This window comes from Hymenobacter cavernae (assembly GCF_014641455.1).
In the GTDB taxonomy this organism is placed as follows: Bacteria; Bacteroidota; Bacteroidia; order Cytophagales; family Hymenobacteraceae; genus Hymenobacter; species Hymenobacter cavernae.
This window is the reverse complement of the sequence record NZ_BMHT01000003.1, coordinates 565,860-592,848: the sequence shown is the minus strand read 5'-3', so window position 1 is coordinate 592,848 and position 26,989 is coordinate 565,860. Positions and strand designations below refer to the sequence as shown.

The following is a 26,989-nucleotide window of genomic DNA, read 5'->3' as shown; positions in this document are numbered from 1 at the left end:
CCTAACCCCGCCCAACCCATGAAACTTGTCGAATGCCCCCGCGATGCCATGCAAGGCCTGTCGGAGTTTATCCCAACTGCCCGGAAAATAGCGTATCTCAATAATTTGCTGCAAGTTGGTTTCGATACGTTGGATTTTGGCAGCTTCGTCTCGCCCAAGGCCATTCCGCAGCTGCGCGACACGGCCGAGGTGCTGGCTGGCCTCGATCTGAGCGCCACCGGCACCCAGCTGCTCGCCATTGTGGCCAACCTGCGCGGCGCCGAGGCGGCCGCCGAGCACCCCGAAATCAAGTACCTAGGTTTCCCGCTGTCGGTGTCCGAAACCTTCCAGCTGCGCAACACCAACAAAACGATGGCGGCGGCTCTGGCCGAACTGGGCGAGATACAAAACGTGTGCGAGCAGCGCGGCAAAACGCTGGTTACTTACCTGTCGATGGGTTTCGGCAACCCCTACGGCGATCCGTGGAGCCCGGAGGTAGTGGCGGAGTTCACCCGCGCGCTTTCCGACCTAGGTGTGCGCATCGTGGCCTTGTCGGATACGGTTGGCGTTTCGTCGCCCGCGCTGATTACGCCCTTGTTCTGCCAGCTCATTCCGGCGTTTCCCCAGATTGAGTTCGGCGCCCATTTGCACACCACGCCCGATACCTGGCGCGAGAAGATAGAAGCTGCCTACGCCGCTGGCTGCCGCCGCTTCGATGGCGCTATCGGTGGCATCGGCGGCTGCCCGATGGCTACCGACACGCTCACCGGCAACATGCCCACCGAGAATCTGATAGCTTATTTCGAGGAGCAGGGCGTAGCTTTGGCGCTCGATAAGCCGGCTTTCGCTGAGGCGCTTCAGGTGGCCGGTAAAGTGTTTCATCTGCCCCAAACGCCTTTTCAAACCTAGGTGCTCATTGTTAAATGTTAACTGTTAATTGAAAAAATGCCTGCCGTCGATTTATTCATTCCCTGCTTCGTCGATCAACTCTTCCCCCAAACGGCCATGAACATGGTGAAGGTGCTGGAAGCGGTGGGCTGCGAAGTGCATTACAACGGCAACCAGACCTGCTGCGGGCAGCCGGCCTATAATGCGGGCTATAAGGCCGAAAGCTGCCAGGTAGCGACCAAGTTCCTCAACGACTTCCCGAACGGGCCCGGGCGCTACATTGTGAGCCCATCGGCTTCGTGCGTGGGCATGGTGCGCGGCACGTATGCCGAGCTGTTTGAGGACACGAAAGACCAGAGCCGCTACCAGGGCCTGCAACGGCGCATCTTCGAAATGACGGAGTTTCTGGTCGATGTGCTCGGTATCACCCAGATTGAAGGCGCGCAGCTCGCCGGCAAATACACCTACCACGATTCGTGCGCCGCGTTGCGGGAGTGCGGCATCCGGGAGGCGCCCCGCACGCTGCTCGACAGTGTGCTAGGTCTGGAACGCCTCGAAATGGCCGAAACCGAAACCTGCTGCGGCTTCGGCGGCACCTTCGCCGTGAAGTTTGAAGCCATTTCCGTAGCCATGGCCGAGCAGAAAGTAGAGCACGCCCTGGCTACCGGCGCCGATTACCTCGTGAGCACCGACACCAGCTGCCTCATGCACCTTGATGCCTACATCCGCCGCCACGATAAGCCCATCCGCACCTTGCACGTGGCCGATGTGCTGGCCAGCGGCTGGTAGATTTTAGGCTTTTGATTGGAGCGAGAAAAAGAAGGATTCATAAATATAAAATAATATTTATATATTTATGACGTAGTAAAGCTTGGCTTGCTACTGTTCCTTCTACTCCTCATCTCTGATCAACACCCTATTATGGCTACCGTAGCAGCGCCGCAAGTATCATCTTATGCCCACCTGACCTCTATCGACAAGCGCAGCAATATTTCGCAGCGCGAGCTGATAGCCGAATACATCGAGCCTGGCATCCCCGTTGTGCTGACGGACGTGGCCCAAAAGTGGGGCGCGATGGGAAAATTTACCCCCGAGTTTTTCCGGAGCAAGTATGGGCATCTGACCAAAGAGATTAAAGGAAAAACCTACACGGTGGCCGAAGTCCTGGATCGGATCATGGTTTCTTCGCCCGAAAACCCGGCGCCTTATCCGTGTAACCTCAACATTGAGAAATACTTCCCGGAACTGCTGGAGGAACTGAAGCCTGAAGTCGTGTTCGGGAAGTCGGATCGGGTGAAGCACCCGCTGCTGCCGAAACTTATGCTGCGCGGCACCGAGGTTTACGAGCTTTTCCTGGGTGGCAACGGGGCCAGCTTTCCGTATCTGCACGTCGATGCGCTGTTCCTGCACACCCAGATTACGCAGCTCTATGGCGCCAAGGATTTTATCCTGTATTCGCCGGATCAGACCCCATACATGTACCCGAAACAGGAAAACAGGAAGGTCTCGCAGGTCGACATCTTGAACCCCGACTACGAGAAATTTCCTCTTTTCAGAAAAGCCAAGCCGATCCGGGTTACGGTGGAAGAAGGCGAAACCATCCTGTTTCCAACCAAATGGTGGCACACCACCCAGATTCACGAACCGAGCGTGTCCGTTGGTCGGGTTCACTTAAATAATTGGAACTGGGCCGATTTCACCCAGGATAACTACGATCTACGCAAGAAAAATCATCCGGCCGTGGCCTTGGCAACCCTAGCTTACGGCAAAATGCTTGGCCGTCTGATGGATGTGCAGGAAAAGCTGAGCACGCCAGCGCTGTAATAGCCAGAGAGCTGAACCTAGCCTACAAACGAGAAAAGGACAGAGGCCGAAGTGCTGTAGGAACGCGCCACGGCGCGTTCTCGTGCGTGCGTCGTGCTGAATGATTGTCTTGGCGTAAAAGACTGTTCAACGCAGGCTGTTCAACGACGAACGCGCCGTGGCGCGTTCCTACAGCGCTTCGGCCTCCGCCAACGAGAAAAGCAGCGTGCTACTTTGCACACTGCTTTTCTCGTTTTAAATCCATAAGATACTCAATATCAACTGCTAACCAGAATAGGACACAGCCAAACCTAGGTTTACAGCAGCTTCTGAATTCGTTCCTGCAAGCCGCCGGACGCCGCCAGCAGGGGCAAGCGTGCCGCCGCCGAGCACAAGCCCAGGGCCTCCAGCACGGCCTTCACGCCGACGGGGTTGCTTTCCTCGTACATCAAAGGGTTGAGCGGCAGGAATTCGTATAAAAGCTTGCTGGCTTCGGTGTAGTTGCCGGCCAGTGCGTGGCGCGTCATCTGACTCATGCGCTCTGGGAAGGCATTGCCGAGCACGCTGATAATGCCCACGGCTCCAAAGGAAATCATGGGCACGGTGAGCAGGTCGTCGCCGCTGATAAGCAGAAAGTCGTCGGGCTTGCGCGCGGCAATAACCATGCACTGTTCCAGGTTGCCGCTTGCTTCCTTGATGCCAATAATGTTATGATGCTGCGCCAGGCGCAGCGTCGTCTCAGCCGTCATGTTGGAGCTGGTGCGGCCGGGCACGTTGTAGAGAATAACCGGCACCGGCGAAGCATCGGCTATGCGCAGATAGTGCTGAATGATACCTTGTTGCGTCGGTTTGTTATAAGCCGGGCTGACGGAGAGGATAGCGGCGATGCCCGTCAGGTCGGTGGTGTGCAGCTGAGCTTCCACGCCGGCCGTGTCGTTGCCACCGATGCCATACACGAGCGGCACGCGGCCGGCTACGTGCTCTTTCGCCACGCGCAGAATTTCGGTTTTCTCCGCCGCAGTCAGCGTGGGCGACTCAGCCGTGGTGCCGTTGATGACAAGATATTCAACCCCGCCTTCAATGGTGAAATCGAGCAGCCGACGCAGGGCTACGTAGTCTACCGCGTGGTCGGGGGTGGGCGTAAAGGGTGTAACGAGCGCAATGCCCGTGCCTCGGAATTGGTCCATGTAAAGAAAAAGCTGTTGCTTTGAGCCTGGAAAGGCGGACGCGAAGGTACAAACTCCCGTGAAGTACGGCTTGGCCTCTGCTTTGCTTTCCTAAAAATACCCGGTTTTTCTTCCCTGGGCCGGCATTCTCATTCTATGCATTTGCTTCGTACTACTCTCCTCACAGCTGCCACTGCCCTGGCGGCTGCGCTTACGCTCTCTTCCTGCGAAACCAAGTCGGCCGGTGCTACCGAAGTAGCCGACAAAGCCAAGCTAGCCAGCGCTCCCGCCAAAAGCGCCGCCGCGCCCGCTGCTGCGCCCGATCCAACCAGTATTCCGGCCAGCAAGATTGCCCCGGCTGCTACCATCTACGGCCGCGAGCAGGTGCCGATCCTGTGCTACCACCAGATTCGCGATTGGCGCCCCCGCGATTCGCGCACGGCGAAAGACTACATTGTGCCGGTTACTACCTTTCGCGAGCAAATTAAAATGCTGGCTGACAGCGGCTACCACAGCATTCTGCCCGATCAGCTCTACGCGTATCTTACCACCGGCGCCCCGCTGCCAAGCAAGCCCGTGATGCTCACCTTCGACGACACCGACCTGGATCAGTACACCGTTGCGAAGCCTGAGTTGGACAAGTACGGCTTCAAGGCCGTGTACTTCGTGATGACCGTTTCGCTGGGCCGCCCGCACTACATGAGTAAGGCGCAGGTGAAAGAACTTTCGGATGCGGGCAACGTTATCGGCTCCCACACCTGGGACCACCACAACGTGAAGAAGTATCAGGGCGACGATTGGGCCACCCAGATCGACAAGCCCACCAAGCAGCTGGAGGAAATTACGGGTAAGCCCATCAAGTACTTCGCGTACCCTTTTGGGCTGTGGAATCCCGAAGCTATTCCCGAATTGAAGAAGCGTGGCTTCGCATCAGCCTTCGTGCTATCTGAAAAGCGCGACCAGCAGGAACCGCTTTATACCGTGCGCCGCCTCATTGCCAGCGGTTACTGGTCGCCCAGAACGCTGCACAACAGCATGGTGAACAGCTTTTAGCAAACCTAGGTTGGAGAGTAGGCGCTAGCCCCAGGTGGGGCGGTACCTGTTGTTGGAACCTAGGTGTCGCCCCGCTGGGGCTTGGTTTTCTTTTATAGGTTATGTTCTACCGATATACCACCCCGCTGGGGCTTTTACCCCTGGCTTGAGCAAGTAGAAAGCGCTAACGCAAAAAGGCCCTGATCGTGCAGAACAATTCGTTCTGGCACAATCAGGGCCTTTTTGCGTCAGGAAGGTGGGTTATTGGGTTTTTAGGCCGCTATCCTTCAGCGTTTTGAACCCGCCTGCATTCACCACTTTCCGGAAGCCCTGCTGTTGCATCATGGCCATCGCTTTACCGCTGCGGTTGCCGGAGGCACAGTAGAGTACGTACGTTTTGGTGGTATCCAGGTGAGCAATCTGGGTGGGAAAATCGGGAGCCTTGAAATCAAGGTTACGAGCATTCTGTAAATGGCCGCCAGCGTATTCGTCGGGAGTTCGTACGTCGAGCACTACTACGTCTGGCTGCTGCACGAGCTGCGCCGTAGTGGCTGGTGCTTCAATGGGTGTTTGGGATTGTGCACACCCAGCTAAGGAAAGTGCAATAACAACGGAGCAGAGGAGGCGTGAAGAAGTCATGCGGCAAAGCTACGCAAAACGCAGCGCCGGGCGCGGCGCTACAACCGTGAGTCAAAGGGTGGGAGTGGGTGGGAGGTTGGTTGACGGGCCCGGGTGGAAGCCGGTCCGACTCACGGTTGGAGCGCCGCGCCCAGTGGGCGGCTGTTTGATGGCACTAAGGTAAGAGCTATTTTTTATTATGCAAACGGTTGCAGAAAATTTATGCAAACGGTTGCGGTACCAACCTAGGTTTTAGTAAGCCCAGTAGACTTACCAAAACCTAGGTTCGAGCGCCGTTAATGCAGGATGTCATCGACCAGCTCGCTGGTAGTGTCTTCCAGGGCCGGAATCATCGCCAGCAGGTCAGTTTCGCTGATAATGGGCACCTTCAGCTCGGTGGCTTTCTCGCGCTTGGCCGGGCCCATTTTGTCGCCGGCTACCAGGTAGCTGAGCTTCTTGCTGATGGAGCCCGTAATCTTGCCACCGTTCTGCTGGATAAGCTGTTGCAGCTCGTCGCGGCTGTGTTGCTCGAACACGCCGGACAGCACGAAGGTCAGGCCCGCCAGCCGGTCGCTCACGGCTTTGGGTGGCTCGCCCGTCAGTACCATTTGCACCCCAGCAGACCGCAGCCGTTCAATCAGTTGGCGATTAACTTCATCCTCAAACCAGGCCGCCACCGATTCGGCAATGACACCGCCTACTTCGGGCACGGCGGCTAGCTCCGTCATAGAAGCAGCTATCAGCGCATCGATGGTGCGGTAATGATTCACCAGCTTTTCGGCCACCGTCTCGCCCACGTAACGGATACCTAGGCCAAACAGCACTCGGTCGAAAGGAACCTGTTTGCTGGCCTCAATGCCCGTAATCATGTTCTGAATCGACTTCTCGCCCAGGCGCTCCAACTGTACCAGCTCGGCGCGGCGCTGGGGCAGGTCGTAGATGTCAGCAGGCGTTTGCACCAAACCTAGGTCGAAGAAGCGGCCGATGGTTTCAGCACCCAGGCCGTCAATGTTCAGAGCCTTGCGCGATACGTAGTGCTCCAGCTTGGCTTTGAGCTGGGGCGGACAGCCCCGCTCATTGGGGCAGCGAAAGTGCGCCTCGCCTTCCGCCCGAACCAGGGGCGTACCGCAGCTGGGGCACTCGGTGGGGTACTGAATCGGCTGGCTGTCGGCGGGGCGGGCCGAAAGATCAACACCGGTGATCTTCGGAATGATTTCGCCGCCTTTTTCCACGAACACCATATCGTTCAGGCGCAGGTCGAGGGCGGCAATCTGGTTGGCATTGTGCACGGAAGCGCGTTTTACCACGGTGCCGGCCAGCGGCACCGGGTCGAGCAGGGCTACCGGCGTGACGGCGCCCGTGCGGCCCACCTGATACTGAATAGTATTTAGGCGCGTACGGGCTTTTTCGGCCGGATACTTATAGGCAATAGCCCAGCGCGGACTCTTAGCGGTGTAGCCTAGGATTTCCTGCTGTTGGAAGTCATCTACTTTAATCACGATGCCATCGGTAGCTACCGGCAACGTGAAGCGCTTCTTGTCCCACTCGTGCACGAAGGCCAGCACTTCCTCCAGCGAATGACACAGCCGCCAGGTGTCTGATACAGGCAAGCCCCAGGTATTCAGAGCGGTAAGGGAGGCGCTGTGCGTGGGAAACACCCCGCGCGTACTGCTCAGGAAGCTATACGCGAAAAAGCGCAGGCGGCGAGCCGCCACCAGCGCCGAATCTTGCAGCTTGAGGGCGCCGCTGGCGGCGTTGCGCGGGTTGGCGAGCAAGGCTTCGCCGTTTTCTTCGCGCTCGGCGTTCAGCTCGGCAAATACCGGCAGGGGCATAAAGATTTCGCCTCGGACCTCAAACTCCTGGGGCTGGTTGGCGGAGGGGCGCAGGTGCAGCGGTAGGTTTTTGATCGTGCGCACGTTGTTGGTCACCACGTCGCCGCGGGTACCGTCGCCGCGCGTGACGCCTTGCGTGAGCTGGCCGTTTTCGTAGGTCAGACTCATGGCCACGCCGTCGAACTTCAGCTCACAGACGTAGGCAAAATCATCGCCCAGGGTGCGGCGCACGCGCTCATCAAACTCGCGTAGGTCGGCCTCGGAGTAGGTGTTACCCAACGACAGCATAGGGTAGCGGTGCAGCGCCGTCGGGAACTGCTTGGTGATGGTACCGCCCACGCGCTGGGTGGGCGAGTTGGGGAGGGTAAATTCCGGATACTGCTTTTCCAGCGCTTGCAGCTCGGCCAGCATGCGGTCGAATTCCTGGTCGGGTACCTCGGAGATGTCGCGCTGATAATATTGGTAATTTAGGTGGTGGAGGCGCTCGGTGAGGGCCTGAATCTGCTGCTGAATGGAGTCGGGAGTAGGCATAGACCGCAAAGGTATTCGGGGCCGGCCATGATGTAAACGGGGCCGGCGGGGTTACCTGATCTTTGTTCCAACGCAAAACGGCTGCCCAGGTTGAGCAGCCGTTTGGCAGGATGGAGTAAGCAGCTAGGTCCTAGGTTATTCGAAATCGAGACCGGCCGAAGAAAGCACTTGAGGCGCGGCTTACTCGTTCTTTTTCATTTTCTCTTTGGCAGTGCTCGGCGTGACCTTGCCACCTAGGTTGCGCTCAGCCAAAACCCGTGTTTGCTCAATCTTGCCCTTTTTGTCGTAAATCTCGGTTTTCACAATGCCCACGTTAGGCGAGTAGTAGTCAACGACTTTGCTGGTGCTGCGCAGGATCAGGTCCACGCGGGCCAGGGTTCCCATTTCCCGCTCCGACTCTATCTTATAGCACGGGAAAGTGCCGGCCGGCGTAACTACCGGACTGAGGTCGCTGACCACGCGGCGGTTTTGCACTTTGGTGAAAACCTTGGCAATTTCTACCACCGAGCTGCTGACGTCTACCGTGACGCCGCCGCCCGGCAGCTCGCTGCCCACAGTGGGCTGATTGGGCCACGCCAGCGGCACCGGCGCGTAGGCTAGGCGCCGGTCGCGGAAGCGGTTCAGGTTATCAAAATTTACTTCGCTCAAGCCGTCGGTGAAGCTGGTATCCTGGCGGCAGCGAAAGGTAAGATCCTGAGAATGAACAAGGCGTTGTTTCTTGTCATAGATGCCGCTCTTGAGCAGCACCGTATTGGTGGTAATTGTCTGCTTTTTGTTTGTTTCAGAGCCCAGGCTCACTACTCGGTTGCGAATAATGCCCGAAACCTTGCCGTCGCCGTCGAGCAGCTGATAGACGTATTCGGTGTTATCTTCCAGGCCAAACGGGTGGATGCAGCCGCCGGCATCGGCTGCTGAGGTGGGTTGGCCGGTGGCAGGCGTTTGGGCCAGGGCCGAAGCCAGCGGCAGACAAGCCAGGGTGCAAAGAAGGAAGGGACGGAAAAGGGCGGGGCGGATCATACAAAAGACAGGATGATTACTAGAGAATAGTAGTACTACGAGATTTTTCCAGATTGGATTCTGTAAAGACTCGCTGCCTGGAGCTGAACCATAAATTGGTCGGGTCGATTTTCTGTCTTAACGTTGCCGGCGGCAAAACGCCGTCGGCAACCTAGGTTTGGTGGGTGGCGCAACTCGCACCGCTCCCACACGTTTCTTGCTGCATCCTACACTGTTTATTTACCCCCAAACCTCATGGCTGACGCTACTTCTCAAGGTGCCCCAAGCTGGGCCGATACGGCGGCTTCGCTGCTGTCCAAACTCTCCGGCGGCGTGGAGCTGACCTGCGCTTTCGACCAGATCGAACTGCAAGTTCCGAATGCTCAGAACCCGAATGCCGCGCCCGCAACCTGGCGCCTGAATGGCTCGCTGCGCATCAAAACGCGGGGGGAAAGTCCGGCCACGGGTTCGTCGTCGGTTTCGAGTTCTGCGGCTGCCGCCAACTCGCGCCTTGGCTAGCGGCCTCGAAATAGACGCGCGCCTGGTCGTTTCGTTCAATGGGGATGATATTCAGATAGCCGGCTCGGGCAGCTACCTGATTATCAACTTCCCCAGCCAGCGCGTGTTCGATACGCTCACCAGCGGCCCGCCGGGCAGCGGCCCCGAGAAACCCAAAAAACCGAAAGGATTCGACCCCTTGCAGCAGCTCAACGACCTGGCCCGGGAGCTAGGTCTGGTGCTGGAGCTGCGCGTGGCCGGCAAAACCCACGTTACGTTCGGGGCGGGCCGCTCGCCGAAGATTACCTTCCACGCGGTGCTCGGCAAGATCGGCTCTTTCTTCCGCGGCGACTAAGGAAAAGGTGCCTTTAGGAACGCCGCTAACCTAGGTCGCGCCGCCCGAAAACAGATGCTCGCAGCGCCTGATTTTTGCGTACCTTGCCCTGAGGCCAGTTGCTTTGCCGGAAGTAAGAAGCGCGGAACTAAAGGCTCTCAGATTGGTTTGCCAAAACACACTGCTGTCATTCCCGCTGATGAATTCCGATCAAGAACGCAATAAAGTCGGTGCGCGCCGAACCTCTTCCGCTTTTGCCCGCATGGAGCGCATGCCGCCGCTGCTGATGCTGCTGTACCTAGGTATGGTAGGCATCACGGTGCTCTTCGTGATTTTGGTGGGCGCTTACGCCCAAACCCGCTACTTCAGCGCCTTGCCGTCGGGGCTGCATCCATTTCCGCGCTACTTCTCAATTAGCACTATTGTGCTGCTGGTGAGCAGCTACACGGTCAACCAGGCCCGCCGCATCTACCAGCAGGACGACACCAGCAACCTGGTGCGGTGCCTGGGCGCTACGATGCTGCTCGGGGCTATCTTCACAGGGCTGCAAATCCTAGGTTGGCGTGAGCTGGCTACGCAAGGCGCCTTCTTCACTTCCGAATCGAGCTACACCTACATCTACCTAATTTCGGGCCTGCACATCGCGCACGTGCTGGGCGGACTGGTGTTCTTGCTGGTGCTGCTGCTGCGCACCCTGCACGCCTCCCGCGACGCGGTGCGTACCCTGGTATTCATCCGCAACCCTTACCGCCGCCTTCAGCTGCGCATGCTCACGGTGTACTGGCACTTTATTGATGTGCTTTGGCTGGGTTTGTTTATGTTGTTCCTGTTCCTTTATTAGCCGCTGGCTGGTTTTGTAGAAAAAAATGAAAGAAGCCCTGATGCGCATCATCAGGGCTTCTGTGTTTTAGAATACAAAGCTAGGTTCTACAAAACAGCTACTTGACGATAGTGACCGTGCCGCGGAAGCGTTTCTTGTCCGTGTATTCAATCAGGTAGTAGTACACGCCGGCCGGCAGACCGTGGCCATCCCAATGCAGGTCGCGGTTGGTGGTGCGGTATACCTCATTGCCCCAGCGGGTGAAGATTTTGATACTCGCCAGGTAGGAGCCGCAGAAATCGGGGGGCAGACTCGGCAGCTCGAAGAAGTCGTTTTTCTGGTCGCCATTGGGCGTGAAGACATTGGCCGGCAGAAACGAGGCCGTGTCGGTGCTGAACACTTCGAAGCGCACGGTGCGGGTGATGGTTCTGGGCGAGCAGCTGGCTTCCTGCAACCGGAACGTCACCTCTAGGCCACCGCGGGCCACGGCTTCGCAGGAAGGCTCCCAGCGAAAAATAGCCTGTGCCCGGCCATTGGCATTCACCGGCACGAAGCTCATGCCAAGCGGAGCCAGGTCAAAGCCGTTGCCGGTCGCCGACAGCACCAGCGCATCCTGGTCGATGTCCAGAGCGGTGAGGGTGGCCTCGTAGGTGCCGCCCAGCGGCCGTCGCACCACGGCAACCGCGGTGGCATTAGGCTCTGTCGGGGGTAGGGTAGAGGTGAGCACCGGCGGGCCGTTGATGTACTCCACCTGAATGGGTATGACCACGGTAGTAGCCTGACGCTCAGCGCAGGGTGAAGCCGCTGCTGTGAACACAAACTCGTAGAGCGATGTGCCAACGGCCGCGCATGTCACGCGCCACGAGAAGCGCCCGCGGCTGGTATTGGCAGTGCCGGCGCCGGGCGTAAACTGCGCCCCTAGGTTCGCGGGCGTAAAGTTGCGCCCGGTCATGTCCAGCGTTACAGCGTCATTGTCCGGGTCGGTGGCAACAACGTCGAAGGTAACCACATCACCTAGGTGCACGCGCAGGGGCAGGGCCGCGCTGGTGGTCAGGAGTGGGGCGGTGTTCGGCTCGGGCTTGGCCGTGAAGGCGACGCGCACCGTGTCGCGGCGGGGCAGGCTACAGCCATTGTCGGCCACAATCACATCGAGCAGATACACTTTCCCCTTGGTATCGAAGCACGTAGGGAAGCAAAGCTGCGAAGCCAGGGTGTCGGGGGCGCCGGGCGTGCGTACGGTTCCCTGCACGGTGCTGAGGGTGGGAAGCAGGCCCGAGAAGTTAACTGGACTCAGCGACAACGTGAGCGTCGATGCCGGGTCCGAGTCGGTGAAGCGCAGGTTCAGGCAGCGGTTGCTGCCCTCTACCAGGCGCAGCGTGTCGCGACTGGCCTGGTAGAGGGTGCGGGTGCCGGGCTTTAGCACCTGCACGCTCGGGTCGGTATTGGAAGAGCAGGTAATAACCTTCAACTGAAAGTCGCGGCGCACTTCCCCGATCTTTTCCCCGTTGCGGTATTCGCTGCACCGGATGCTGAAAACAAACAAGCCAAGCTGCGTAGGGCGCACCTCCAGGCGGCCTGTCGTGCGGCCGACAGAGAGAGCTGGCGCTCCCGGAATCTGATTCTGCTCGCTGAAGCCCGGCAGCCAGCGGATAGGATCGTACGGCAGCGGTTCGGCCTGAATCGGCATGGTGTTGCCCGCGCCGCAGTGGCCATTCAGCGGCGTCGCCAGCTCGTACACCAGCGAATCGCCATCGGCATCCTGCCCGCCAAAGTTGTAGTAAAACAGCTCGCCCCGGCAGGCATAGTCGCTCAGGGGCGGAAAAATATGCGGCGTTGAGTTGATGAAGGGCCGGCCATTGCGCACGACGGCCGGAAAATCGAGGTAGAACGCCTGCCCGGAACCGCCCGGATTTACGATGTTGCTGATGCCGTTGTTGCGGTAGCAGCTTTCCACGGCCACGTAGTAGCCGCTGGGGTTTGAGTAGACGGCGGCCGGCAGCTCCACGTCGCTGGTGTACACCATCAGGCGCGTGCTGAGGCTAGGTATCGTGCAGGCCGGGTTAGAATACGCCACGAAGGTGTCGCTGACGCGCGGCAGCCGCACGTTCTGCATCCGCTGGTTGCTGGTTTTAGCGAAAATACTTGCTGTCAGGCTGAGTGCTTCCGCGCTCCGGTTGCCGTTAATGGCATCGAAGTACAGGTTTAGCGTCAAGCGGTAGGTGTTGCCGGAGCGGTATTGCAGTTCCAACTCGCCCCCAACGATGTGCGTCGCCTGCCCGGTCCGCAGCAGGAACAAGAAGGGCAGCAGAAGCAACAAGCGTTTTGAGAAGAAAAAGGAGTACGAATTTGGCATAGGTAGCAGGTTAGCAGGTAAATAGCTTCTCTCGAAAGATAAGCAATATGGTGAGATGGCGAAGTGGTGAAATGGAGCGGTGTTGAATCTTCTTGCAAAGAGTTTATTTATATTTTCTCTTATTTACATCTTATTCTTCCTCAGTTCACTATCTCGCTAATTCACCACTTCACCACTTCACCATCTCACCACTTTCGTATGCGTCAATACTTTTACTCAGCTTTTGCCAGCTTGCTTTTAATGACGTCCCCGGCGTGGGGGCAGGAACCTAGCCCTCCGTCCGGCAGCTTCCTGGATGCGGCAGAACGGTGCGCAGCCGGACACGTAGCGGCTGCCCGGTTCGAGCCAGCTACCACCGTGCGCCATCGGCAGAAGATGGAGCGCTACGACGTAAGCTACTACAAGCTTGATATTTCCCTGGAAAATAATTCGCGCGCCGTTGGTGGTGTTGTTCGGATGCAGGCGCGTGCTAAACAGACGCTCGACTCTCTGGCTTTCGAACTGTACCCGACCTTTACCATCGACTCGGTGGTGGTGAATGGGCGCCGCTCGCCGGGCCTGCGCCGCGCCGCCGGCGACGTAACGGCGGGCCTAAGTAGCGCAGTGGCGGGCAACACGGTGTTCAACGCCTTGATCTATTACCGGGGCATTGCGCCCAACAGCAACACTGGCGGCGCGGCTATCGGTAATGCCCTGAACACCGGCCGCCGGGCGCCCTGGAACGTAGACGTGACCTGGAGCCTGAGCGAGCCTTTCGGGGCCTACGAGTGGTGGCCCTGCAAGCAGGTGCTCACCGACAAAGCCGATTCATCGGACGTTTGGGTAACGACAAGCAACCCGAACAAAGTCGGTTCCAACGGTGTGCTGGAACGTGTAACGCCGCTGCCCGGCAACAAGAGCCGCCACGAGTGGAAGTCGCGCCATCCGATTGATTATTATCTGATTTCGGTGGCTGTTGGTCCCTACGTGGAGTATGTGAACTACGCTAATCCAGCCGGCGGACCTAGGATTCCTATCGTCAACTACGTGTATAATGCGGCGGCCCTGGATTCGTATAAGGTTGAGATTGACCGCACGCCGGGCTTCATCGAAAACTACTCGTCGCTGGTGGGCTTGTATCCGTTTGCCGACGAGAAATACGGGCATAGCATGGCCCCGCTCGGGGGCGGCATGGAGCACCAGACCATGACCACGCAGGACGGCTTCGACTTCACGCTCACGGCCCACGAGCTGTTTCACCAATGGTTTGGCGACAACGTGACCTGCGCTTCGTGGCAGGATATCTGGCTCAATGAAGGCTTTGCGTCTTACGGGGAATATCTTTCCTACCAGCGCTTTATCCCCGGTAATGCTAGGCCTTGGATGGACCAGGCGCATAGCAGCGCTATGAATAACAACGGCAGCGTGCTCGTGACCGATACCACCAACACCAACCGCATCTTCAACTCGGCGCTGAGCTACAAGAAGGGCGCGGCCGTGGTTCACATGCTGCGCTACCTGCTCAACGACGACACCAAGTTCTTCCGGGCGCTGCGTACGTATCAGACTATCTACCGTGGTAGCACCGCCCGCACCAGCGACTTGCAACGCGTTTTTGAGGCCGAAGCGGGCCGTTCGCTCACCTACTTCTTCCAGCAGTGGTACGTTGGGCGGGGCTATCCTACGTTCAGCGTGCGCTGGAATCAGGTTGGGGCTAGCCTGTACCTGCAAACCACCGAAACGGCCTCTTTCCCGAGCGCCACGCCCTTCTTCGATACCGACCTCGACTACCGCGTCAGCTACAGCAACGGCACCAGCCAGATCGTGCGCTTACGGCAAGGGCAGGCGGTTTCCTCGTTCAGCGTACCGGCGGCGGGCACCGTCAGCAGCATCGACCTAGACCCAAATCAGTGGGTGCTCAACGGCGTGGGCACCATCGTGCGCGACAATACCCTGGTGCTGGCCAATAAGGCGCTGGCCCAGGCGGCTCCGCTGCACGTTTACCCCAACCCCTGCCACGACTTCCTCCAACTGCCCGACCTAGGTTTGGGTCGTACGGCGGCTACGGCCGAAGTGCTGGATGCCACAGGGCGCGTCGTGCTGCGCCAAACAATGCGCGCCGAGCAGCAGCAACTGGATACGCGTGCTTTAGCCTCGGGGCTGTATCAGCTGCGCTTCACCACCGCAACGGGTGAGGTACTGCGCGGGCGTTTCGTGCGGGAATAACTCTAGACAGACCTAGCTCTTCTTGACTTTTGAGGAGAGCTGGGTTTGTTTTTGTTTAAGCGGATTAGAAATGTGAGTAATGGGGTTTATTGAGATTGTATTTATAACTACCACTATGTTGAGCAACTTTTTCAAGAATCATGAAAGCTAGCCTTCTTTAGCTTTTTGGATAACCATTAGTAGCCCATAGGCCACCAAGGTGCTGCCGAGTGGAACAGCTCCTACTAAGACATTAATTAAGCGTCGAGTATCATAATAAGGCCATTCGTCCGTCAGCCTCCACACCAAGAAGGTTGCAAGCAGGTAAATAGTGACCAGCAGTGCTTTTTTAGCGTAGGATATTCTAATTAAGAGAACCGTTACTAGGAAGAGGAAGAACGAGCTGATCTGTAGGAAAACAGTTTCTAGAATTTCTTCCCCATGCGCGAAAGCTCCGAGCGGTAGGAGCAAGAGCAGCAAGAGCAGCAGATTTCCTTTGCGGTCAGCCATGTGGGAGAAAAAGTAGTAGCTAGAAGTCTCTGGCTTATGGAGCTAAAGATTCGCTGTCCGAGAAGTAAAGGCTATGCCAAGTAGAGAGGATTTTTCCCTTATTACTCAGTTACCAGCCATTCAATTGGTTGCCGTACGATGGATTCTGCTAATGCGAGGGTTTCTGCTAAGTCTAATCCTCCTACTGTGAAGCTTTCACGCGTGGTAAAGGTCTGGTCCATCCAGAGCAGCATGTACATCTCTCCCTGTGCATTCAACTGCGGGGTTTCTCCTGTTTGATCAACTCCTTCCTCCTGTTCTAATTCATACCAGTAATCGTAGTTGATGGCCTGAATGAGGATTCCTTTACGCAGGAGCCCGTCATAGTGCCAAAAGCCTCTTTTAACTTCTCGCTCTTGGTGTTCAGGCATATACTAGCTTATAGGAGGCTGGTAGCTTGGTCTCGTAAGGAAGTCTAAAATAGAACAAAAGACCTATAATGGCCTGCTGCCTAGGCTGCTTACTAACCCTTCGCGTACTGCTTAATCTTAGCTTGAACCTCAGCCGGTGCAGCCGGCAGATTCAGCACCAGATCCAGCAGCTCATCGAAGGTGTGCGCGGGGGTAAAGATGGCGTCCTGGTAGGGGTTGCTGGAGAAGCGAATAAAGCCAGGCTGCTTATTAATCATCACCAGATCAATCGTGACCGTGCCGAAACGCTGATTGCAGCGGCCAGTTTCGGTGCAATCCTTGGGTTGCGGCTTCAGAAAGTGCTTGTAAATCGTCTCGGTGTAGCTTGGCTGGTGGTGCGTGCGCTGGTCGGAGGTAGAGAGGTTGTAACCTAGGTCCAGCACTCGGTCGCGCAGAAAATCGAAGAAGTGCTGAAAGTTGCCGGGCCCGATGCTCGTGTCGTAGAAGAACACGGCACCGTGTCGGCCGCCGTCATTCAGGAGCTGCGCGCGCAGGCCTTGGCCGCTGGTAATGTGAGCTTTGCAGAAGTGGTAGGCCTTAAAATAAGGGCCGGCCCAGTTGAGGTATACCTGTTGAGCTACCCATTGGGTATGCGCCCGCTGCTCGGCGGCGGTCCGAGTCAGGGGTTGCCATTCGCTCTTGGAGGTGGGAGAAGAGCGACGCGAAAAAAGGTCGTTGAAAAGCTTAAACAAGGCTGAGGTTACTACTTGAAGGACAAACACTAGCCGCCTGAAATAGTTTTCTCTATCCCATTGCATCTTGCCTGCTGGCAGCTGCGTCTTTTGCGTCCTGATCTATCCCACTCAAAACCATACCATGACGACCAAAGAACCTACTACGCTCAAACAACAGCTCTTGGCCGAGTGCCGCCGCGTGCAGCAGCAAAAGGCGGATACGGCCCGCCAGGCCATGCTCGATGTGCAGGAAAGCGCCAACGAAAGCCAGGGCGCCATTGAAGATAAGTTCGAGTCGTTCCGGGAGGCCTGCCAGATTCAGCGCGACCTCTACGCCCGCCAGCTCGACGAGGCGCTCAGCAGCTTGCAGGTGCTACAGCGCCTGCCCGAAACCCGCACGCCCCGCGAAGAACCCGGCCTGGGTAACATTGTAGTTACCAACGCCCAACGCTTCTACATTGCGGTAAGCCTGGGCGAAATTGCGGTGGAAGGCGAAAAATATTTTGCCATTTCGGCCTTCTCGCCCATGTACCAAGCCATGGCCAAAAGCCGCGTCGGTCAGACCTTCAACTTCCGCGGTAAGCCCTACCGCATCGAGGCTATTTTTTAGGTGCTTAGTACCTGGGTCTCAGGACAGGGAAGATAAAAGAAGAGCTGCATGAATGAGTTCATGCAGCTCTTTTGCAACCTGGCTTTTTAAAAGTAGCCCCTAAGCTCTATTTAACCCGCGTCCAGGTTTGGGAGCGCCCAATCACGGAGAAGCCGATGTAGCCTTTTACTTCCATCGTCGTAGCGTTTAGCACTTTCATGTAGCACGAATAGGTTTTGCCGTTCTCGGGATCGTAGATCTTACCGTCGTCCCACTTGTTCTCGCTATCGTAGGAAAAGTCCCGCATGAAAACCAACCCTAGCAGTGGCTGCGTGCGAAGCTTAGGTTCAGGGTTGTTCTTATCTAATTTCGGCTTGCCGGTCGCCGGGTCGTTGGGGGCCGCCACCGTGATAATCTTGCCGCAGAGCTTATCGCCGCACTTATAGATTTCGAAGGTAGCTTTTTTGTCGGCGTTGGTCCACAAGCCCAGAGGCGAGAGCTTCTGTGCGGAGGCTATTCCCGTAAAGCCCAGTAGAAATGCCAGGCAGAGGAACAAGTGTTTTTTCATGTTAGGAAAAGATTGAATGGGTTTTGTGGGAAAAAGATACTTCAAAAGTTTCTAATCTGTGATAATATCCTAGGGTGTACCTAGGTAGTTAGAGCATCTGCAGACCTGGCTAAAGATCTTTTAGCAGGCTAAAGTGGTAATGCCCGAATTTTTTTGAACAAAAACTACCTGACAATCAAGGGGCTGGAAGAAAAGCTACCGGATTTGCTTAAAAAATGAGGTTTTTGTTTTGAACCATCCGGCCCGCTTTTAACTTTACCAACCAGTAGTGAGTGCTACAGCCTCACCCAAGCAAGCCCTAAGGTGCTGGGTAACACGGGTGAGGAGATGTCGAACGTAAAGAAAGGAGGTACAAAATGTCTAGTAGTCCCAACCAAATCCTGCCAAGCCTGTCGAATGTAGTCTGCTTCACCGCCGGACGCGCTTAACAACAGCTTTCGCGCGGAACATCTGTTAGCCCCTCAGGGCGTGTTCCCGCATTCTGGCAAGGTCTTACCTCCAAGGATGACGGGGCTGTACCCCAGACTCGTCGCTTGGTAAGATTTGAAGGATTAGATACCCGGTTTGCCCAGCAGCCTCCGAAGTGAGGTTCTGCATAGGCGAACCGGGTATCGCTTTTTATAGGTGAATTGGTGAACTGGTGAGTTTGCTGTTCTGTTTGTGTGAATCGCGGAGTTTGGACAGCAACTCACCAGTTCACCACCTCACCAATTCACCTAATCACTCGCCGTACGCTCATAAAGCGGCGCTCGTAGTCGGTGCCTGCTACTTCGCTGATCTTCACGCCGGAGTCGCGGCGGGCCGAGGAAGCGTGCACAAACCGGATCGGCTCACCTGGATTGGAAATGACAATGCCAGCGTGACCCGGTATAGTGGAAGTGGCCGCCGTGCCCGTGAATACCACAATATCGCCCTTGCGGGCCTGTTGGCGCGGCACCTCGCGCCCCACGTTGATCAGTTGCGCCGTGGAATGCGGCATGGCAATGTCGAAATGGCCATACACGTACATCACGAAGCCTGAGCAATCGAAGCCGCCATGTGGCGTGCTGCCGGCATATGTGTAAGGCGAACCTAGCTGCCTAAGCGCGAAGGTGATGATGCTATCGGCCTGCGACACTGGACGCGGCAGGACCAGCGCAGTCATCTGCACCGGCAGATCGGTGGCCGCTTGAGTCGCCACGGGCGCATGGATCGGCTGGCTATGCCGCCAACCAATCAGGCCGAGTAGCACCAGAGTCAGACTAATGAAGGTAATCCAGACGTAGCGCATAAGTTTCGGTCGTAGCGGCGTGAGGCTGCTGCCGTTCTCCCAGACAAACGGCGGAGCTAGGATCGGGGTTCCGGGAGTGGTGAGGTAGTAGGAATAGACTTAACAAGATAATGCGTGCAAAACGAAGCGTTATCTTGCAACCTCTGTCATTTTTTCGGGTCGGAAAAGTAGGTGAGGCCTTGTTTTTACTCACCATCTCACTAGTTCACCATCTCACCAGTTCACCCTTCATGCTCCCCAAACGTTTACGCCTGCTGCTAGTCGCGGCTCTGGTGCTGATTCTGAGTCAGTTTAGCCTAGCTTTAGCGGCGCCCACGCTGCGCTACACCCTTTCGATGTCCGCGCCGCAAACTCACTACTTTGAGGTTGAAATGACCCTGGGTGGCTTCGGCAAGCAGTATACTGATGTGAAAATGCCCGTGTGGGCTCCCGGTTCTTACCTCGTGCGGGAGTTTGCCAAGAACGTAGAAGGCTTCACGGCCCAAGCTGGCGGTCAAGCATTGCGCGCCGAGAAAATGGATAAGAACACGTGGCGCGTATATCACCCGAGGGCCAAAGATTTTACGGTGCGCTACAAAGTGTACGCCTTCGAGTTGAGCGTGCGCACCAGCTTCATTGATGCTTCGCACGGCTACCTGAACGGCACGAGCGTATTCATGTACCCGGCTGAAAACAAAATGCTGCCGAGCACCCTCACGGTGCAGCCCGCTACCGGCTGGACGCAGGTTTCAACCAGCCTGAAGCCCGTGGCTGGCGGGGCACCCTTCACGTTCAGCTCGACGAGCTACGACGAGCTGGCTGACTCGCCCATTGAAATCGGCACGCACAAGGTGCTGTCGTTCGTGGCCAATGGCACCCCGCACACGGTAGCCATGTACGGCAACGCTTTGTACGACGAAGCTAGGTTGCTTGCCGATATGAAGCGCGTGTGCGAGGAAGCACACCGGGTAGTCGGCCAGAACCCGCTGGACCGCTACGTGTTTATTGTGCACAACATTGAGCGTGGTACGGGTGGTCTGGAGCACCTATATTCTACCACGTTGTCGGTGTCGCGCACGGCGTACAGCTCCGAGAAAGGCATTAAGGATTTCTTAGGGCTGGTGGCGCATGAGTACTTCCACCTTTGGAATGTGAAGCGCATCCGCCCCATTGCCCTGGGGCCGTTCGACTACGACCACGAAAACTACACGCACATGCTGTGGGTGAGCGAAGGTGGAACCGAGTATTTCAGCAACATCATCAACCAGCGCGCCGGCGTCGTGACGCCGGAAGGCTACCTGGCCGACCTAGGTAACAGCATTGGCCGCGTGGAGAATACGCCCGGTAACAAGGTGCAATCAGCCGCCGAATCGAGCTTCGATGCCTGGATTAAGTACTACCGGCCCAACGAGAATTCGGCGAATACCGGCATCAGCTACTACGATAAAGGTGAGGTAATCGGGGCAACGCTCGACCTGATGATTATCAACGCGACGCAAGGACAGAAGAGCCTCGACGATGTGATGCGCTACCTTTATGCCGAATACTACCAAAAGCGCAAGCGCGGCTTCACCGATGAGGAGTATCAGGATGCCGTAGCGAAAGTGGCCGGGCAGCGCTTCGATGAGTTCTTCCTCACCCGCGTCTACGGCACCCAGACGCTGGACTATAGCACCGTGCTGGGCTACGCTGGTCTGACTCTGAATGTCGCCCAGGCGACGGGCGCGTCGTTGGGAGCTAGCTTAGCAGCTACGGGCGTCAGCCTGAGCGCGGCGGGCACCCCCAGCGGCGGGCGTTACGTCGTGACCAGCGTACTGCGTGATGGCAGCGCCTGGCAGGGCGGCCTGAACGTGAACGACGAAGTCCTGACCCTGGATGGTACCCGCGTCACCGAAGACCTGAACAAGCTGCTCGCCGACCGCTCCGTGGGCAGCGAAGTGCGTCTGATGGTGAATCGGGAAGGGCAGCCGAAGGAGCTGCGCTTTCCGCTGCTGGCCAGCCCGGCGCGGCGCTATCGTATCGAGCAGGTGGCTAGCCCAACGGAGGCGCAGCTTGTCGTGCTGCGCAAGTGGCTACGAGCAAAGTCGTAAGCTGCTGAAGTAGAAATACCAACAGAAAAGCCTCGCTGATTTCAGCGAGGCTTTTCTGTTGACAAAGGCTAGGTAAGCGGCAGTTACGAAATCCGCTTCAGGGCCACGTCGCGTACGGGTGTAATTACCAGCGGCACTTTCTCGACTTTCACCGAACTGGTATCTAAACCAAAGTATTTGTCTTCGGAAGCAATGAACTGCTTGATGTAGAAGTAGGCCTGCATCACCAACTTCTCGACCACCGGGAATTCATTCTCGACCGACAAGAATTTCTCCAGCACCACAAAGCGGAAATCGCCGGTAACGTGCTGGCGGCTCAAGGACTCGTAGCGCGAGGTGATGTCCACTTCCTTGTTGCGCACGAGGTCTTCCACCACCTTGCGGAAGTAGAGATTGATGCGCTGCTCCACGCGGAAACCTAGGCGGAATGTGATGCGGAAAGCGTCGTCGGGGGCTAGCTCTACCACTTTATATTCCATCGTGTAGGGCTCGTCGGTGGTATCAACGTGCACAAACCAGTAGATATCCGCACGTTTCGGACGCTTCTGGAAGATGGAGTAGATGATTTTGGACTCAATTTCGGAGGTGCGCTCAGCCGAAGTCATGAACACGAGGTGCGTGGAATATTTCGGCACCGTCTCGTCGCTGCTGAGCTGCTTGAGCGCTTCCATGTACGGCTCAATCTTAACGAATTCGGTGAGGCGCTTCTTGATGTAGTAAGCCCGCAGCCACACGTACATCACCCCAACCAGCGCCGTGCCGATGGCCAGCGACACCCAGCCGCCATGCGGGAACTTGATAAGGTTGGCGACCAGGAAAGAGCCCTCAATGAGCGCATAAACCAGCGCAAACAACGCTACCACCGGCACCGGCACGCGCTTGGCGCGCAGCCATACCGTCAGGAGCGTAGTAGTCATCAACATCGTAAGCGTGATGGCCAGGCCGTAAGCCGCTTCCATGCGCTCCGACTTCTGGAAGTACAGCACCACCGCAATACAGCCGATGAGCAGCAGCCGGTTCATGCTCGGCACGTATAACTGACCTTTTACATCGGTTGGGTAGTTGAGCTTTACTTTCGGCCACATATTCAAACGGATAGCTTCCGCTACCAGCGTGAACGAACCCGTAATCAAGGCCTGTGAAGCAATGATGGCGGCAATCGTAGCGATGCCAATACCGATGAGCAGAAACCAATCGGGCATCAGCTCATAAAAAGGGTTGCGACCGGCTAGCTTTTCGCCTTGATGAGCCAGCAGCCAAGCGCCCTGCCCGAAGTAGTTGAGCAGCAGGCAGAGTTTCACAAAACCCCAGCTGAGGCGGATGTTGCCCTTGCCGCAGTGACCTAGGTCTGAGTACAGTGCTTCGGCCCCCGTGGTGCACAGAAACACGGAACCTAGCAGCCAGAAGCCGCCCGGATACTCGACCAGCAACTCGTAGGCGTAGTACGGATTGGCCGCTTTCAGAATACTAGGGTGCTGGATGATGAAGGAAGTGCCTAGCACCGCCAGCATCGAAAACCAGACAAACATAATGGGTCCGAAAGCTTTGCCAACAATCTGAGTCCCAAAGCTTTGTAATAGGAACAAGCCGAGTAGAATGGCAATGACAATCGGGACGGTGTTCAGGCTAGGATATACGGCCTGCAACCCTTCAATAGCCGACGAAACCGAAATTGGGGGCGTAATAACGCCGTCGGCCAGCAGAGCCGCGCCACCCACGATGGCAGGGATGGTGAGCCACGCCGCCCGGCGGCGTACCAGGGCGTAGAGCGAGAAAATGCCACCCTCCCCGTTGTTGTCGGCATTAAGGGTGAGTATCACGTACTTAACGGTGGTTTGCAGCGTCAGCGTCCAGAGGACGCAGGAGATGCCGCCGTACACCAGGCGTGGGTCAATTACGCCCGGTACAATAGCCTTCATCACGTACAGCGGCGAAGTACCAATGTCGCCGTAGATGATGCCGAGGGCGATGAGCAGACCAGCGGTTGAAATAGCGGAGTGCTGGTGTTTGGCGTCCATGAATGAGTAGAAGTAAAAGAGGGGAAGAGTGCCTAAAGGTAGAGTAATCAACCTAAACAGAACACTCCGCAGTCTTACACATTTGGGGGTGGAAAAGTGCCGGAATCCGGGGGGAGGGTAGATGGGGCGTCGGCAAGCAGCGCGGCGGTAGCTGCGGCGGCTTCATCGTGGGCCCGGCGGATGCGGCGGTTGGTTTCGGCAGCGAGCTTTTGCCACTGGGCAGCCTCGCCGGATAAGGCAAAATGCACAGCCTCCCGACCTAGCCGGTGCAGCCGCAGCCGGTTGGTGCCTCGGCGGCCATAGGCGAGCAGAAGAGCGCCGGTTGCCAGCCCCAGCATGGCCGGAAACGTACGAAGCCAGTTTTGCAGAAAACCTAGCGCAAAGCCTGCCAGCGTCATGCCACCCAGCAGGTACCACAGCAGCCAGCGCACTGGCGTCAGTTCCACGGCCTCCAGCTCCAGCAGACCGATAGTGCTGCCATTTACCGTCAGCGAAGTGGCTGTGAGCACCAATCGTCCGTCTGTGCTTCGTAGCGTAGGCAACGGAGCCGGCTGGCTACTGGGGGCAACCGGCGTAGCAATGGGTTGCTCTAACGGGCTAGGTGGCGGCGGGTCTGCGGGTGCTGAGCTGACCGTAGCGGGCTCTTCCGGCGCAACGCCGGCCGTCGAAACGGCCGCCCCGGCCGTTGTCGTGCTCACCCAGCGGGGCTGGGTCGTAGCAGTTGCAGTCGGGGCGGTCGATTCGGTACTTCAGTTGTTCACTTTCAGCAGCTCCACGTCGAAGATGAGTGCTGAGTCGGGGCCAATATCACGGCCGGCACCGCGCTTGCCATAAGCTAGGTCGGAGGGGATGTAGAGGCGCCACTTCGAGCCTTCGGGCATAAGCTGGAGAGCTTCCGTCCAGCCGGCAATTACCTGGTTCACGCCAAACGTAGCGGGTTGGCCGCGCTGGTAGCTGCTGTCGAACACGTTGCCGTTGATCAGCGTACCGTGGTAGTGCGTCGTTACTGAGGAGCGTGGGGTAGGCTTCTTGCCGGTGCCTTCAGTCAGGACTTCATACTGGAGGCCGCTGGGCAGCGTCGTTACGCCGGGCTTGTTCTTGTTTTCGGCGAGGAAGGCTTCGCCTTCGGCTTTGTTGTTGCTCACGTCGTTGCTTTCTTGTTGAGGTTCGTTGGCTTCAAATTGTTCTTGGAGCTGGCGCATGGCCGACTCCATTTGTTCCTGGGTAAGGCGGCTAGGCTGGCCGGCCAGGGCTTCTTTCAGGCTCGCACCCAGTACGTCAATGTCTAGGTCGAGGCCTTGCTGCGAGAAATTACGGGCTAGGTCGCGCCCGATGATGTAGCTGATTTGCTCTTTGTGGCTGCTCAGATTCATAAGAGAAAGGAAAAGAAAACGATAAGAACCGCTTGGTGGGCGGCTACTACCAGGCAATACCGAATTTCGGCCCGAATGGATGTGTATTTTTCGGCCCGCAATAGTAACACTCGAATTTCAAAACCTTCTTTCTTCTGGCCGCAAAAACAAAACGGGCCTCGCTGCCAAGCGAAGCCCGTTGCCTAAAAACCTAGGATACGCCTCCTAGGCGCCCTTAAAAGCTAGCAGTAGTAAATGTCGTCGTCCTCGTCGCGCAGGTCGAAAAACAGGCGCAGGTCCAGAACTTGCGCGGCCAGGTAGGTCAGGCCTCCCAGCAGTAGCAACGACGAGAGGACAGCAGTGCTCTTTTTCATAGCGAAGAAGATAAAAGAAAGTAAGACAACAACTTGCCTGCAAATATACGGGAATTGCGTTAAAGTATCGTGATCTGGCTATAAACTGTTTATCAGCTAGCCTACGTTGCGGAGTAAGCGAACCTAGCCAGCTTCAGCGGGGTGACACCAACGATTCAACAACCAATGCTGTCCCGCGGGGGCTAGTCTGGACTACTGCGTTGGTTGCTACCGTATATTGTGCTCCGCATATTGTGCTCCGCCGGAATTAGGCCCGTCTGTTTCGCAAATCATAAGTTAGGGATGTATTTGCCTTAAATCGGATTGCTGCAAGGTTATGCAGCTTTGCCTTAACCTATCAACCGCGTGGCGCGCAGCCCGTATAGATAGCAGAAGCGACTGGCAGCACCAGCGTTGTACGCGGCGAGCTAGCTTAGGCCAGCGGCGCGGCGCTTTTCTTCCACCTCTTTCTTCCACCCCACAACCATGAGCGACACCCAAAGTAATAAGTCTTCAACGACGCCGCCTACCAACGACGGCACCCACGGCGGCAACCGGGGCGGCGACCAGCACGCTAACACTGACGGCGCCAAAGGAAGTAGTCGTCAGGGCGGCCACACCAGCGCCGACCAAAGCAACCAGGGCGGCGGCGCCGATGCTGAAAAAGCCAACCAAACCCAAAACACCACCGAGTATAAATCGGATTACGGAACGGGTAACGCCGCTTCCAGTCCCGCTAATGATGGTGGTAGAATTGACGACGAAAACAACAGCTAACCAACGCCCCTTATGAACACTCCCTCCATTCCGTCGCAAGACGACGAAGAGCAAGGCCGCATCGATTCGCCGAACACCAAAAACGCCGACGCGACCATTGCGGATGGTGCCGGCGACGGCGGCCAGCAATACACCGATTCGGCTGAGCAGGCCAAGAATAACCCGGAAGCAGGCACCGTAAGTACCCAGGAAAACATGGGCGACGGCAGCGGCATTCGCGGCGAATACGGCGACAGCAGCCAGACCAACGGCAAGGAAGGCTAGGCACCGTTCCAACCTAGGTTTATGTGGATCTAGGCTAGGTTAAACTAAGAAGGACGGCATACTGCGACAAGCGCAGCATGCCGTCCTTTCTTGTTTTTGGCTAAGCTCCAAATACGATCCTAGCTACTTTTTAGCGGCCGGGCTCTGCTGGTACGCCTTGATCTTCTCGGCCACCTCCACCATCGGTGCCACCCAGATGTCCTTTTCGTGGGCTTTCAGATAGCGCAATAGCTGGCGGTGTGCCTTCAGATCGACGTTCAGTGAATGGCCGCCGCCCACGCCGTGGAACAGGAACACCACCAGCGTGTGCGACTGTTGCGCTTTCTTCACCAAGTCAATCAGATAGTCGCCCGATTGCCCGTTGATCATGTAGCTGTCGATATTCGTCAGGTCGACTTCGGCGGCTGTTTGCAGGCCGCTCGTCACGCCGCGAGCGGCTACGAAGTCGTTTTTCAGCTGATCATAAAACTTAACGCCGCCAATCGTCAGGTCGCCACACGGGTAAGCGAAGGTGCGGACAGTTTTGCCGTCGATGGCGCTGAGCAGGGTGTTGTTCACCCTAGCCTCCATCACGGCTCGGCTCACGGTGTACTTGCTCAGGTCATTGTCGGGCGTCACGAAGCCGCGGCCGGGCAGGCTGCCGTCGCAGGGGTGCATCAGGGCGTGGTTGCCGAGCTCGTGCCCGCGCTTGGCCGCTTGCCGCCACTCCGGGAGCCGCTTCGCTACCACGGGCGAAGAGCCGATCAGGTAAAATGTGCCCCGCAGCTTCACGGAGTCGAGCGCCGGCACCGCGTTGTCGAGGTCCACGTCGATGGCGTCGTCGTAGGTCAGCACCACGGCGCACTGCTTGTTGTTCCAGGTGCTGGTGGTTTGGGCAAAGCTAGCCGACTTGCCCGTGAGCAGCAGGGCAGAAGCTAGGGTGAGGAGCTTGAGGTTGTTCATTGGGTGGAGTTGGCGCAATAGCTAGCAATCAATACAAGTTGGGCGCAAGGTAGCGCTTGCTGGTTGCTGGCAAAATAGCGCCGGCCGGTAGCACACCCGGAAATACGCATGTTGTATAAT

At 57.1% G+C, this 26,989-nt stretch carries 27 protein-coding genes; 12 read left to right on the top strand and 15 right to left on the bottom strand.

Features of this window, described 5'->3' with window-relative positions; translation table 11 throughout:
- Window positions 1-18: 18 nt before the first annotated feature.
- The 3 genes from IEX74_RS10750 to IEX74_RS10740 all read left to right on the top strand — a co-directional run bounded on the left by IEX74_RS10750 (window position 19) and on the right by IEX74_RS10740 (window position 2,691).
- Window positions 19-888, top strand: coding sequence for a hydroxymethylglutaryl-CoA lyase (locus tag IEX74_RS10750; protein ID WP_188813898.1), 870 nt, complete (start codon window positions 19-21; stop codon window positions 886-888).
- Between the two features lie 36 nt (window positions 889-924).
- Window positions 925-1,656: a (Fe-S)-binding protein gene (locus tag IEX74_RS10745; protein WP_188813896.1), complete on the top strand. Its 732-nt coding sequence runs from the start codon at window positions 925-927 to the stop codon at window positions 1,654-1,656.
- A gap of 132 nt (window positions 1,657-1,788) precedes the next feature.
- Complete coding sequence (locus IEX74_RS10740; protein ID WP_188813894.1) at window positions 1,789-2,691, top strand: cupin-like domain-containing protein; 903 nt, start codon at window positions 1,789-1,791, stop codon at window positions 2,689-2,691.
- Between the two features lie 296 nt (window positions 2,692-2,987).
- On the opposite strand, the gene dapA is transcribed toward IEX74_RS10740, so the two are convergent.
- Window positions 2,988-3,857: a 4-hydroxy-tetrahydrodipicolinate synthase gene (gene dapA / locus IEX74_RS10735; protein ID WP_188813892.1), complete on the bottom strand. Its 870-nt coding sequence runs from the start codon at window positions 3,855-3,857 to the stop codon at window positions 2,988-2,990.
- A gap of 135 nt (window positions 3,858-3,992) precedes the next feature.
- Here dapA and IEX74_RS10730 point away from each other — a divergent pair, with 135 nt between their 5' ends.
- The gene (locus IEX74_RS10730; protein ID WP_188813890.1) at window positions 3,993-4,889 is read left to right on the top strand and encodes a polysaccharide deacetylase family protein; all 897 of its coding nucleotides are present in this window, start codon (window positions 3,993-3,995) and stop codon (window positions 4,887-4,889) included.
- A 240-nt stretch (window positions 4,890-5,129) separates the two neighbouring features.
- Here the strand turns inward: IEX74_RS10730 and IEX74_RS10725 are convergent, their stop codons facing one another.
- The 3 genes from IEX74_RS10725 to IEX74_RS10715 all read right to left on the bottom strand — a co-directional run bounded on the left by IEX74_RS10725 (window position 5,130) and on the right by IEX74_RS10715 (window position 8,866).
- The gene (locus IEX74_RS10725; RefSeq protein WP_188813888.1) at window positions 5,130-5,507 is read right to left on the bottom strand and encodes a rhodanese-like domain-containing protein; all 378 of its coding nucleotides are present in this window, start codon (window positions 5,505-5,507) and stop codon (window positions 5,130-5,132) included.
- Between the two features lie 275 nt (window positions 5,508-5,782).
- Window positions 5,783-7,849: an NAD-dependent DNA ligase LigA gene (ligA, locus tag IEX74_RS10720; RefSeq protein WP_188813886.1), complete on the bottom strand. Its 2,067-nt coding sequence runs from the start codon at window positions 7,847-7,849 to the stop codon at window positions 5,783-5,785.
- 180 nt (window positions 7,850-8,029) lie between these two features.
- The gene (locus IEX74_RS10715) at window positions 8,030-8,866 is read right to left on the bottom strand and encodes a TapB family protein (RefSeq protein ID WP_188813884.1); all 837 of its coding nucleotides are present in this window, start codon (window positions 8,864-8,866) and stop codon (window positions 8,030-8,032) included.
- A 234-nt stretch (window positions 8,867-9,100) separates the two neighbouring features.
- Here IEX74_RS10715 and IEX74_RS10710 point away from each other — a divergent pair, with 234 nt between their 5' ends.
- The 3 genes from IEX74_RS10710 (at window position 9,101) to IEX74_RS10700 (ending at window position 10,518) form a co-directional block, all read left to right on the top strand.
- On the top strand, window positions 9,101-9,364 hold the full coding sequence (locus tag IEX74_RS10710) for a hypothetical protein (protein WP_188813882.1): 264 nt from the start codon (window positions 9,101-9,103) through the stop codon (window positions 9,362-9,364).
- Window positions 9,357-9,698 (top strand): hypothetical protein, encoded by a 342-nt coding sequence (locus tag IEX74_RS10705; protein WP_188813880.1) that lies wholly within the window; start codon window positions 9,357-9,359, stop codon window positions 9,696-9,698. The genes IEX74_RS10710 and IEX74_RS10705 overlap by 8 nt, the downstream gene beginning before the upstream one ends.
- Window positions 9,699-9,876: 178 nt before the next feature.
- Window positions 9,877-10,518, top strand: a complete 642-nt coding sequence (locus tag IEX74_RS10700; RefSeq protein WP_188813878.1) for a cytochrome c oxidase subunit 3 — start codon at window positions 9,877-9,879, stop codon at window positions 10,516-10,518.
- 97 nt (window positions 10,519-10,615) lie between these two features.
- On the opposite strand, the gene IEX74_RS10695 is transcribed toward IEX74_RS10700, so the two are convergent.
- Window positions 10,616-12,850, bottom strand: a complete 2,235-nt coding sequence (locus IEX74_RS10695; protein WP_188813876.1) for a T9SS type B sorting domain-containing protein — start codon at window positions 12,848-12,850, stop codon at window positions 10,616-10,618.
- Between the two features lie 198 nt (window positions 12,851-13,048).
- On the opposite strand from IEX74_RS10695, the gene IEX74_RS10690 reads away from it, so the two are divergent.
- The gene (locus IEX74_RS10690; protein ID WP_188813874.1) at window positions 13,049-15,055 is read left to right on the top strand and encodes a M1 family aminopeptidase; all 2,007 of its coding nucleotides are present in this window, start codon (window positions 13,049-13,051) and stop codon (window positions 15,053-15,055) included.
- Between the two features lie 147 nt (window positions 15,056-15,202).
- Here IEX74_RS10690 and IEX74_RS10685 read toward each other — a convergent pair whose 3' ends face one another.
- The 3 genes from IEX74_RS10685 to IEX74_RS10675 form a co-directional block, all read right to left on the bottom strand.
- A complete protein-coding gene (locus tag IEX74_RS10685) occupies window positions 15,203-15,544 on the bottom strand; it encodes a hypothetical protein (RefSeq protein WP_188813872.1) in 342 nt (113 codons plus the stop codon).
- Between the two features lie 101 nt (window positions 15,545-15,645).
- Window positions 15,646-15,954 carry a hypothetical protein gene (locus IEX74_RS10680; protein ID WP_188813870.1) on the bottom strand — a complete coding sequence of 103 codons (309 nt, stop codon included), beginning with the start codon at window positions 15,952-15,954 and terminating at the stop codon, window positions 15,646-15,648.
- A 92-nt stretch (window positions 15,955-16,046) separates the two neighbouring features.
- A complete protein-coding gene (locus IEX74_RS10675; protein ID WP_188813868.1) occupies window positions 16,047-16,685 on the bottom strand; it encodes a hypothetical protein in 639 nt (212 codons plus the stop codon).
- A gap of 124 nt (window positions 16,686-16,809) precedes the next feature.
- Between IEX74_RS10675 and IEX74_RS10670 the strand changes: the two genes are divergently transcribed.
- Window positions 16,810-17,277, top strand: coding sequence for a hypothetical protein (locus tag IEX74_RS10670; RefSeq protein WP_188813865.1), 468 nt, complete (start codon window positions 16,810-16,812; stop codon window positions 17,275-17,277).
- A gap of 106 nt (window positions 17,278-17,383) precedes the next feature.
- Here the strand turns inward: IEX74_RS10670 and IEX74_RS10665 are convergent, their stop codons facing one another.
- On the bottom strand, window positions 17,384-17,824 hold the full coding sequence (locus IEX74_RS10665; protein ID WP_188813863.1) for a DUF2147 domain-containing protein: 441 nt from the start codon (window positions 17,822-17,824) through the stop codon (window positions 17,384-17,386).
- 712 nt (window positions 17,825-18,536) lie between these two features.
- Window positions 18,537-19,094, bottom strand: a complete 558-nt coding sequence (locus tag IEX74_RS10660; protein ID WP_188813861.1) for a C40 family peptidase — start codon at window positions 19,092-19,094, stop codon at window positions 18,537-18,539.
- Between the two features lie 230 nt (window positions 19,095-19,324).
- Here IEX74_RS10660 and IEX74_RS10655 point away from each other — a divergent pair, with 230 nt between their 5' ends.
- On the top strand, window positions 19,325-21,163 hold the full coding sequence (locus IEX74_RS10655; protein WP_229755201.1) for a M61 family metallopeptidase: 1,839 nt from the start codon (window positions 19,325-19,327) through the stop codon (window positions 21,161-21,163).
- An 83-nt stretch (window positions 21,164-21,246) separates the two neighbouring features.
- On the opposite strand, the gene IEX74_RS10650 is transcribed toward IEX74_RS10655, so the two are convergent.
- The 4 genes from IEX74_RS10650 to IEX74_RS23370 all read right to left on the bottom strand — a co-directional run bounded on the left by IEX74_RS10650 (window position 21,247) and on the right by IEX74_RS23370 (window position 24,907).
- Window positions 21,247-23,181 carry a KUP/HAK/KT family potassium transporter gene (locus IEX74_RS10650; protein WP_188813859.1) on the bottom strand — a complete coding sequence of 645 codons (1,935 nt, stop codon included), beginning with the start codon at window positions 23,179-23,181 and terminating at the stop codon, window positions 21,247-21,249.
- A 74-nt stretch (window positions 23,182-23,255) separates the two neighbouring features.
- Window positions 23,256-23,879, bottom strand: a complete 624-nt coding sequence (locus IEX74_RS10645) for a hypothetical protein (RefSeq protein ID WP_188813857.1) — start codon at window positions 23,877-23,879, stop codon at window positions 23,256-23,258.
- A gap of 51 nt (window positions 23,880-23,930) precedes the next feature.
- Entirely contained in the window at window positions 23,931-24,554 is a 624-nt protein-coding gene (bamJ, locus tag IEX74_RS10640) for a BamJ family beta-barrel-assembly machinery protein (protein WP_188813855.1), read from the bottom strand.
- A gap of 221 nt (window positions 24,555-24,775) precedes the next feature.
- A complete protein-coding gene (locus IEX74_RS23370) occupies window positions 24,776-24,907 on the bottom strand; it encodes a hypothetical protein (protein WP_262892032.1) in 132 nt (43 codons plus the stop codon).
- 465 nt (window positions 24,908-25,372) lie between these two features.
- Between IEX74_RS23370 and IEX74_RS10635 the strand changes: the two genes are divergently transcribed.
- Window positions 25,373-25,663 carry a hypothetical protein gene (locus IEX74_RS10635; protein ID WP_188813853.1) on the top strand — a complete coding sequence of 97 codons (291 nt, stop codon included), beginning with the start codon at window positions 25,373-25,375 and terminating at the stop codon, window positions 25,661-25,663.
- 12 nt (window positions 25,664-25,675) lie between these two features.
- Window positions 25,676-25,927, top strand: a complete 252-nt coding sequence (locus IEX74_RS10630; RefSeq protein WP_188813851.1) for a hypothetical protein — start codon at window positions 25,676-25,678, stop codon at window positions 25,925-25,927.
- A gap of 123 nt (window positions 25,928-26,050) precedes the next feature.
- Here the strand turns inward: IEX74_RS10630 and IEX74_RS10625 are convergent, their stop codons facing one another.
- Window positions 26,051-26,869, bottom strand: coding sequence for a polysaccharide deacetylase family protein (locus IEX74_RS10625; protein WP_188813850.1), 819 nt, complete (start codon window positions 26,867-26,869; stop codon window positions 26,051-26,053).
- Window positions 26,870-26,989 lie beyond the last annotated feature (120 nt).

Coding starts and splice junctions, on each gene's coding strand:
- IEX74_RS10750 (WP_188813898.1), top strand. CDS start 19: ATGAAACTTGTCGAATGCCCCCGCGATGCCATGCAAGGCCTGTCGGAG.
- IEX74_RS10745 (WP_188813896.1), top strand. CDS start 925: ATGCCTGCCGTCGATTTATTCATTCCCTGCTTCGTCGATCAACTCTTC.
- IEX74_RS10740 (WP_188813894.1), top strand. CDS start 1,789: ATGGCTACCGTAGCAGCGCCGCAAGTATCATCTTATGCCCACCTGACC.
- dapA (WP_188813892.1), bottom strand. CDS start 3,857: ATGGACCAATTCCGAGGCACGGGCATTGCGCTCGTTACACCCTTTACG.
- IEX74_RS10730 (WP_188813890.1), top strand. CDS start 3,993: ATGCATTTGCTTCGTACTACTCTCCTCACAGCTGCCACTGCCCTGGCG.
- IEX74_RS10725 (WP_188813888.1), bottom strand. CDS start 5,507: ATGACTTCTTCACGCCTCCTCTGCTCCGTTGTTATTGCACTTTCCTTA.
- ligA (WP_188813886.1), bottom strand. CDS start 7,849: ATGCCTACTCCCGACTCCATTCAGCAGCAGATTCAGGCCCTCACCGAG.
- IEX74_RS10715 (WP_188813884.1), bottom strand. CDS start 8,866: ATGATCCGCCCCGCCCTTTTCCGTCCCTTCCTTCTTTGCACCCTGGCT.
- IEX74_RS10710 (WP_188813882.1), top strand. CDS start 9,101: ATGGCTGACGCTACTTCTCAAGGTGCCCCAAGCTGGGCCGATACGGCG.
- IEX74_RS10700 (WP_188813878.1), top strand. CDS start 9,877: ATGAATTCCGATCAAGAACGCAATAAAGTCGGTGCGCGCCGAACCTCT.
- IEX74_RS10695 (WP_188813876.1), bottom strand. CDS start 12,850: ATGCCAAATTCGTACTCCTTTTTCTTCTCAAAACGCTTGTTGCTTCTG.
- IEX74_RS10690 (WP_188813874.1), top strand. CDS start 13,049: ATGCGTCAATACTTTTACTCAGCTTTTGCCAGCTTGCTTTTAATGACG.
- IEX74_RS10685 (WP_188813872.1), bottom strand. CDS start 15,544: ATGGCTGACCGCAAAGGAAATCTGCTGCTCTTGCTGCTCTTGCTCCTA.
- IEX74_RS10680 (WP_188813870.1), bottom strand. CDS start 15,954: ATGCCTGAACACCAAGAGCGAGAAGTTAAAAGAGGCTTTTGGCACTAT.
- IEX74_RS10670 (WP_188813865.1), top strand. CDS start 16,810: ATGACGACCAAAGAACCTACTACGCTCAAACAACAGCTCTTGGCCGAG.
- IEX74_RS10665 (WP_188813863.1), bottom strand. CDS start 17,824: ATGAAAAAACACTTGTTCCTCTGCCTGGCATTTCTACTGGGCTTTACG.
- IEX74_RS10660 (WP_188813861.1), bottom strand. CDS start 19,094: ATGCGCTACGTCTGGATTACCTTCATTAGTCTGACTCTGGTGCTACTC.
- IEX74_RS10655 (WP_229755201.1), top strand. CDS start 19,325: ATGCTCCCCAAACGTTTACGCCTGCTGCTAGTCGCGGCTCTGGTGCTG.
- IEX74_RS10650 (WP_188813859.1), bottom strand. CDS start 23,181: ATGGACGCCAAACACCAGCACTCCGCTATTTCAACCGCTGGTCTGCTC.
- bamJ (WP_188813855.1), bottom strand. CDS start 24,554: ATGAATCTGAGCAGCCACAAAGAGCAAATCAGCTACATCATCGGGCGC.
- IEX74_RS23370 (WP_262892032.1), bottom strand. CDS start 24,907: ATGAAAAAGAGCACTGCTGTCCTCTCGTCGTTGCTACTGCTGGGAGGC.
- IEX74_RS10635 (WP_188813853.1), top strand. CDS start 25,373: ATGAGCGACACCCAAAGTAATAAGTCTTCAACGACGCCGCCTACCAAC.
- IEX74_RS10630 (WP_188813851.1), top strand. CDS start 25,676: ATGAACACTCCCTCCATTCCGTCGCAAGACGACGAAGAGCAAGGCCGC.
- IEX74_RS10625 (WP_188813850.1), bottom strand. CDS start 26,869: ATGAACAACCTCAAGCTCCTCACCCTAGCTTCTGCCCTGCTGCTCACG.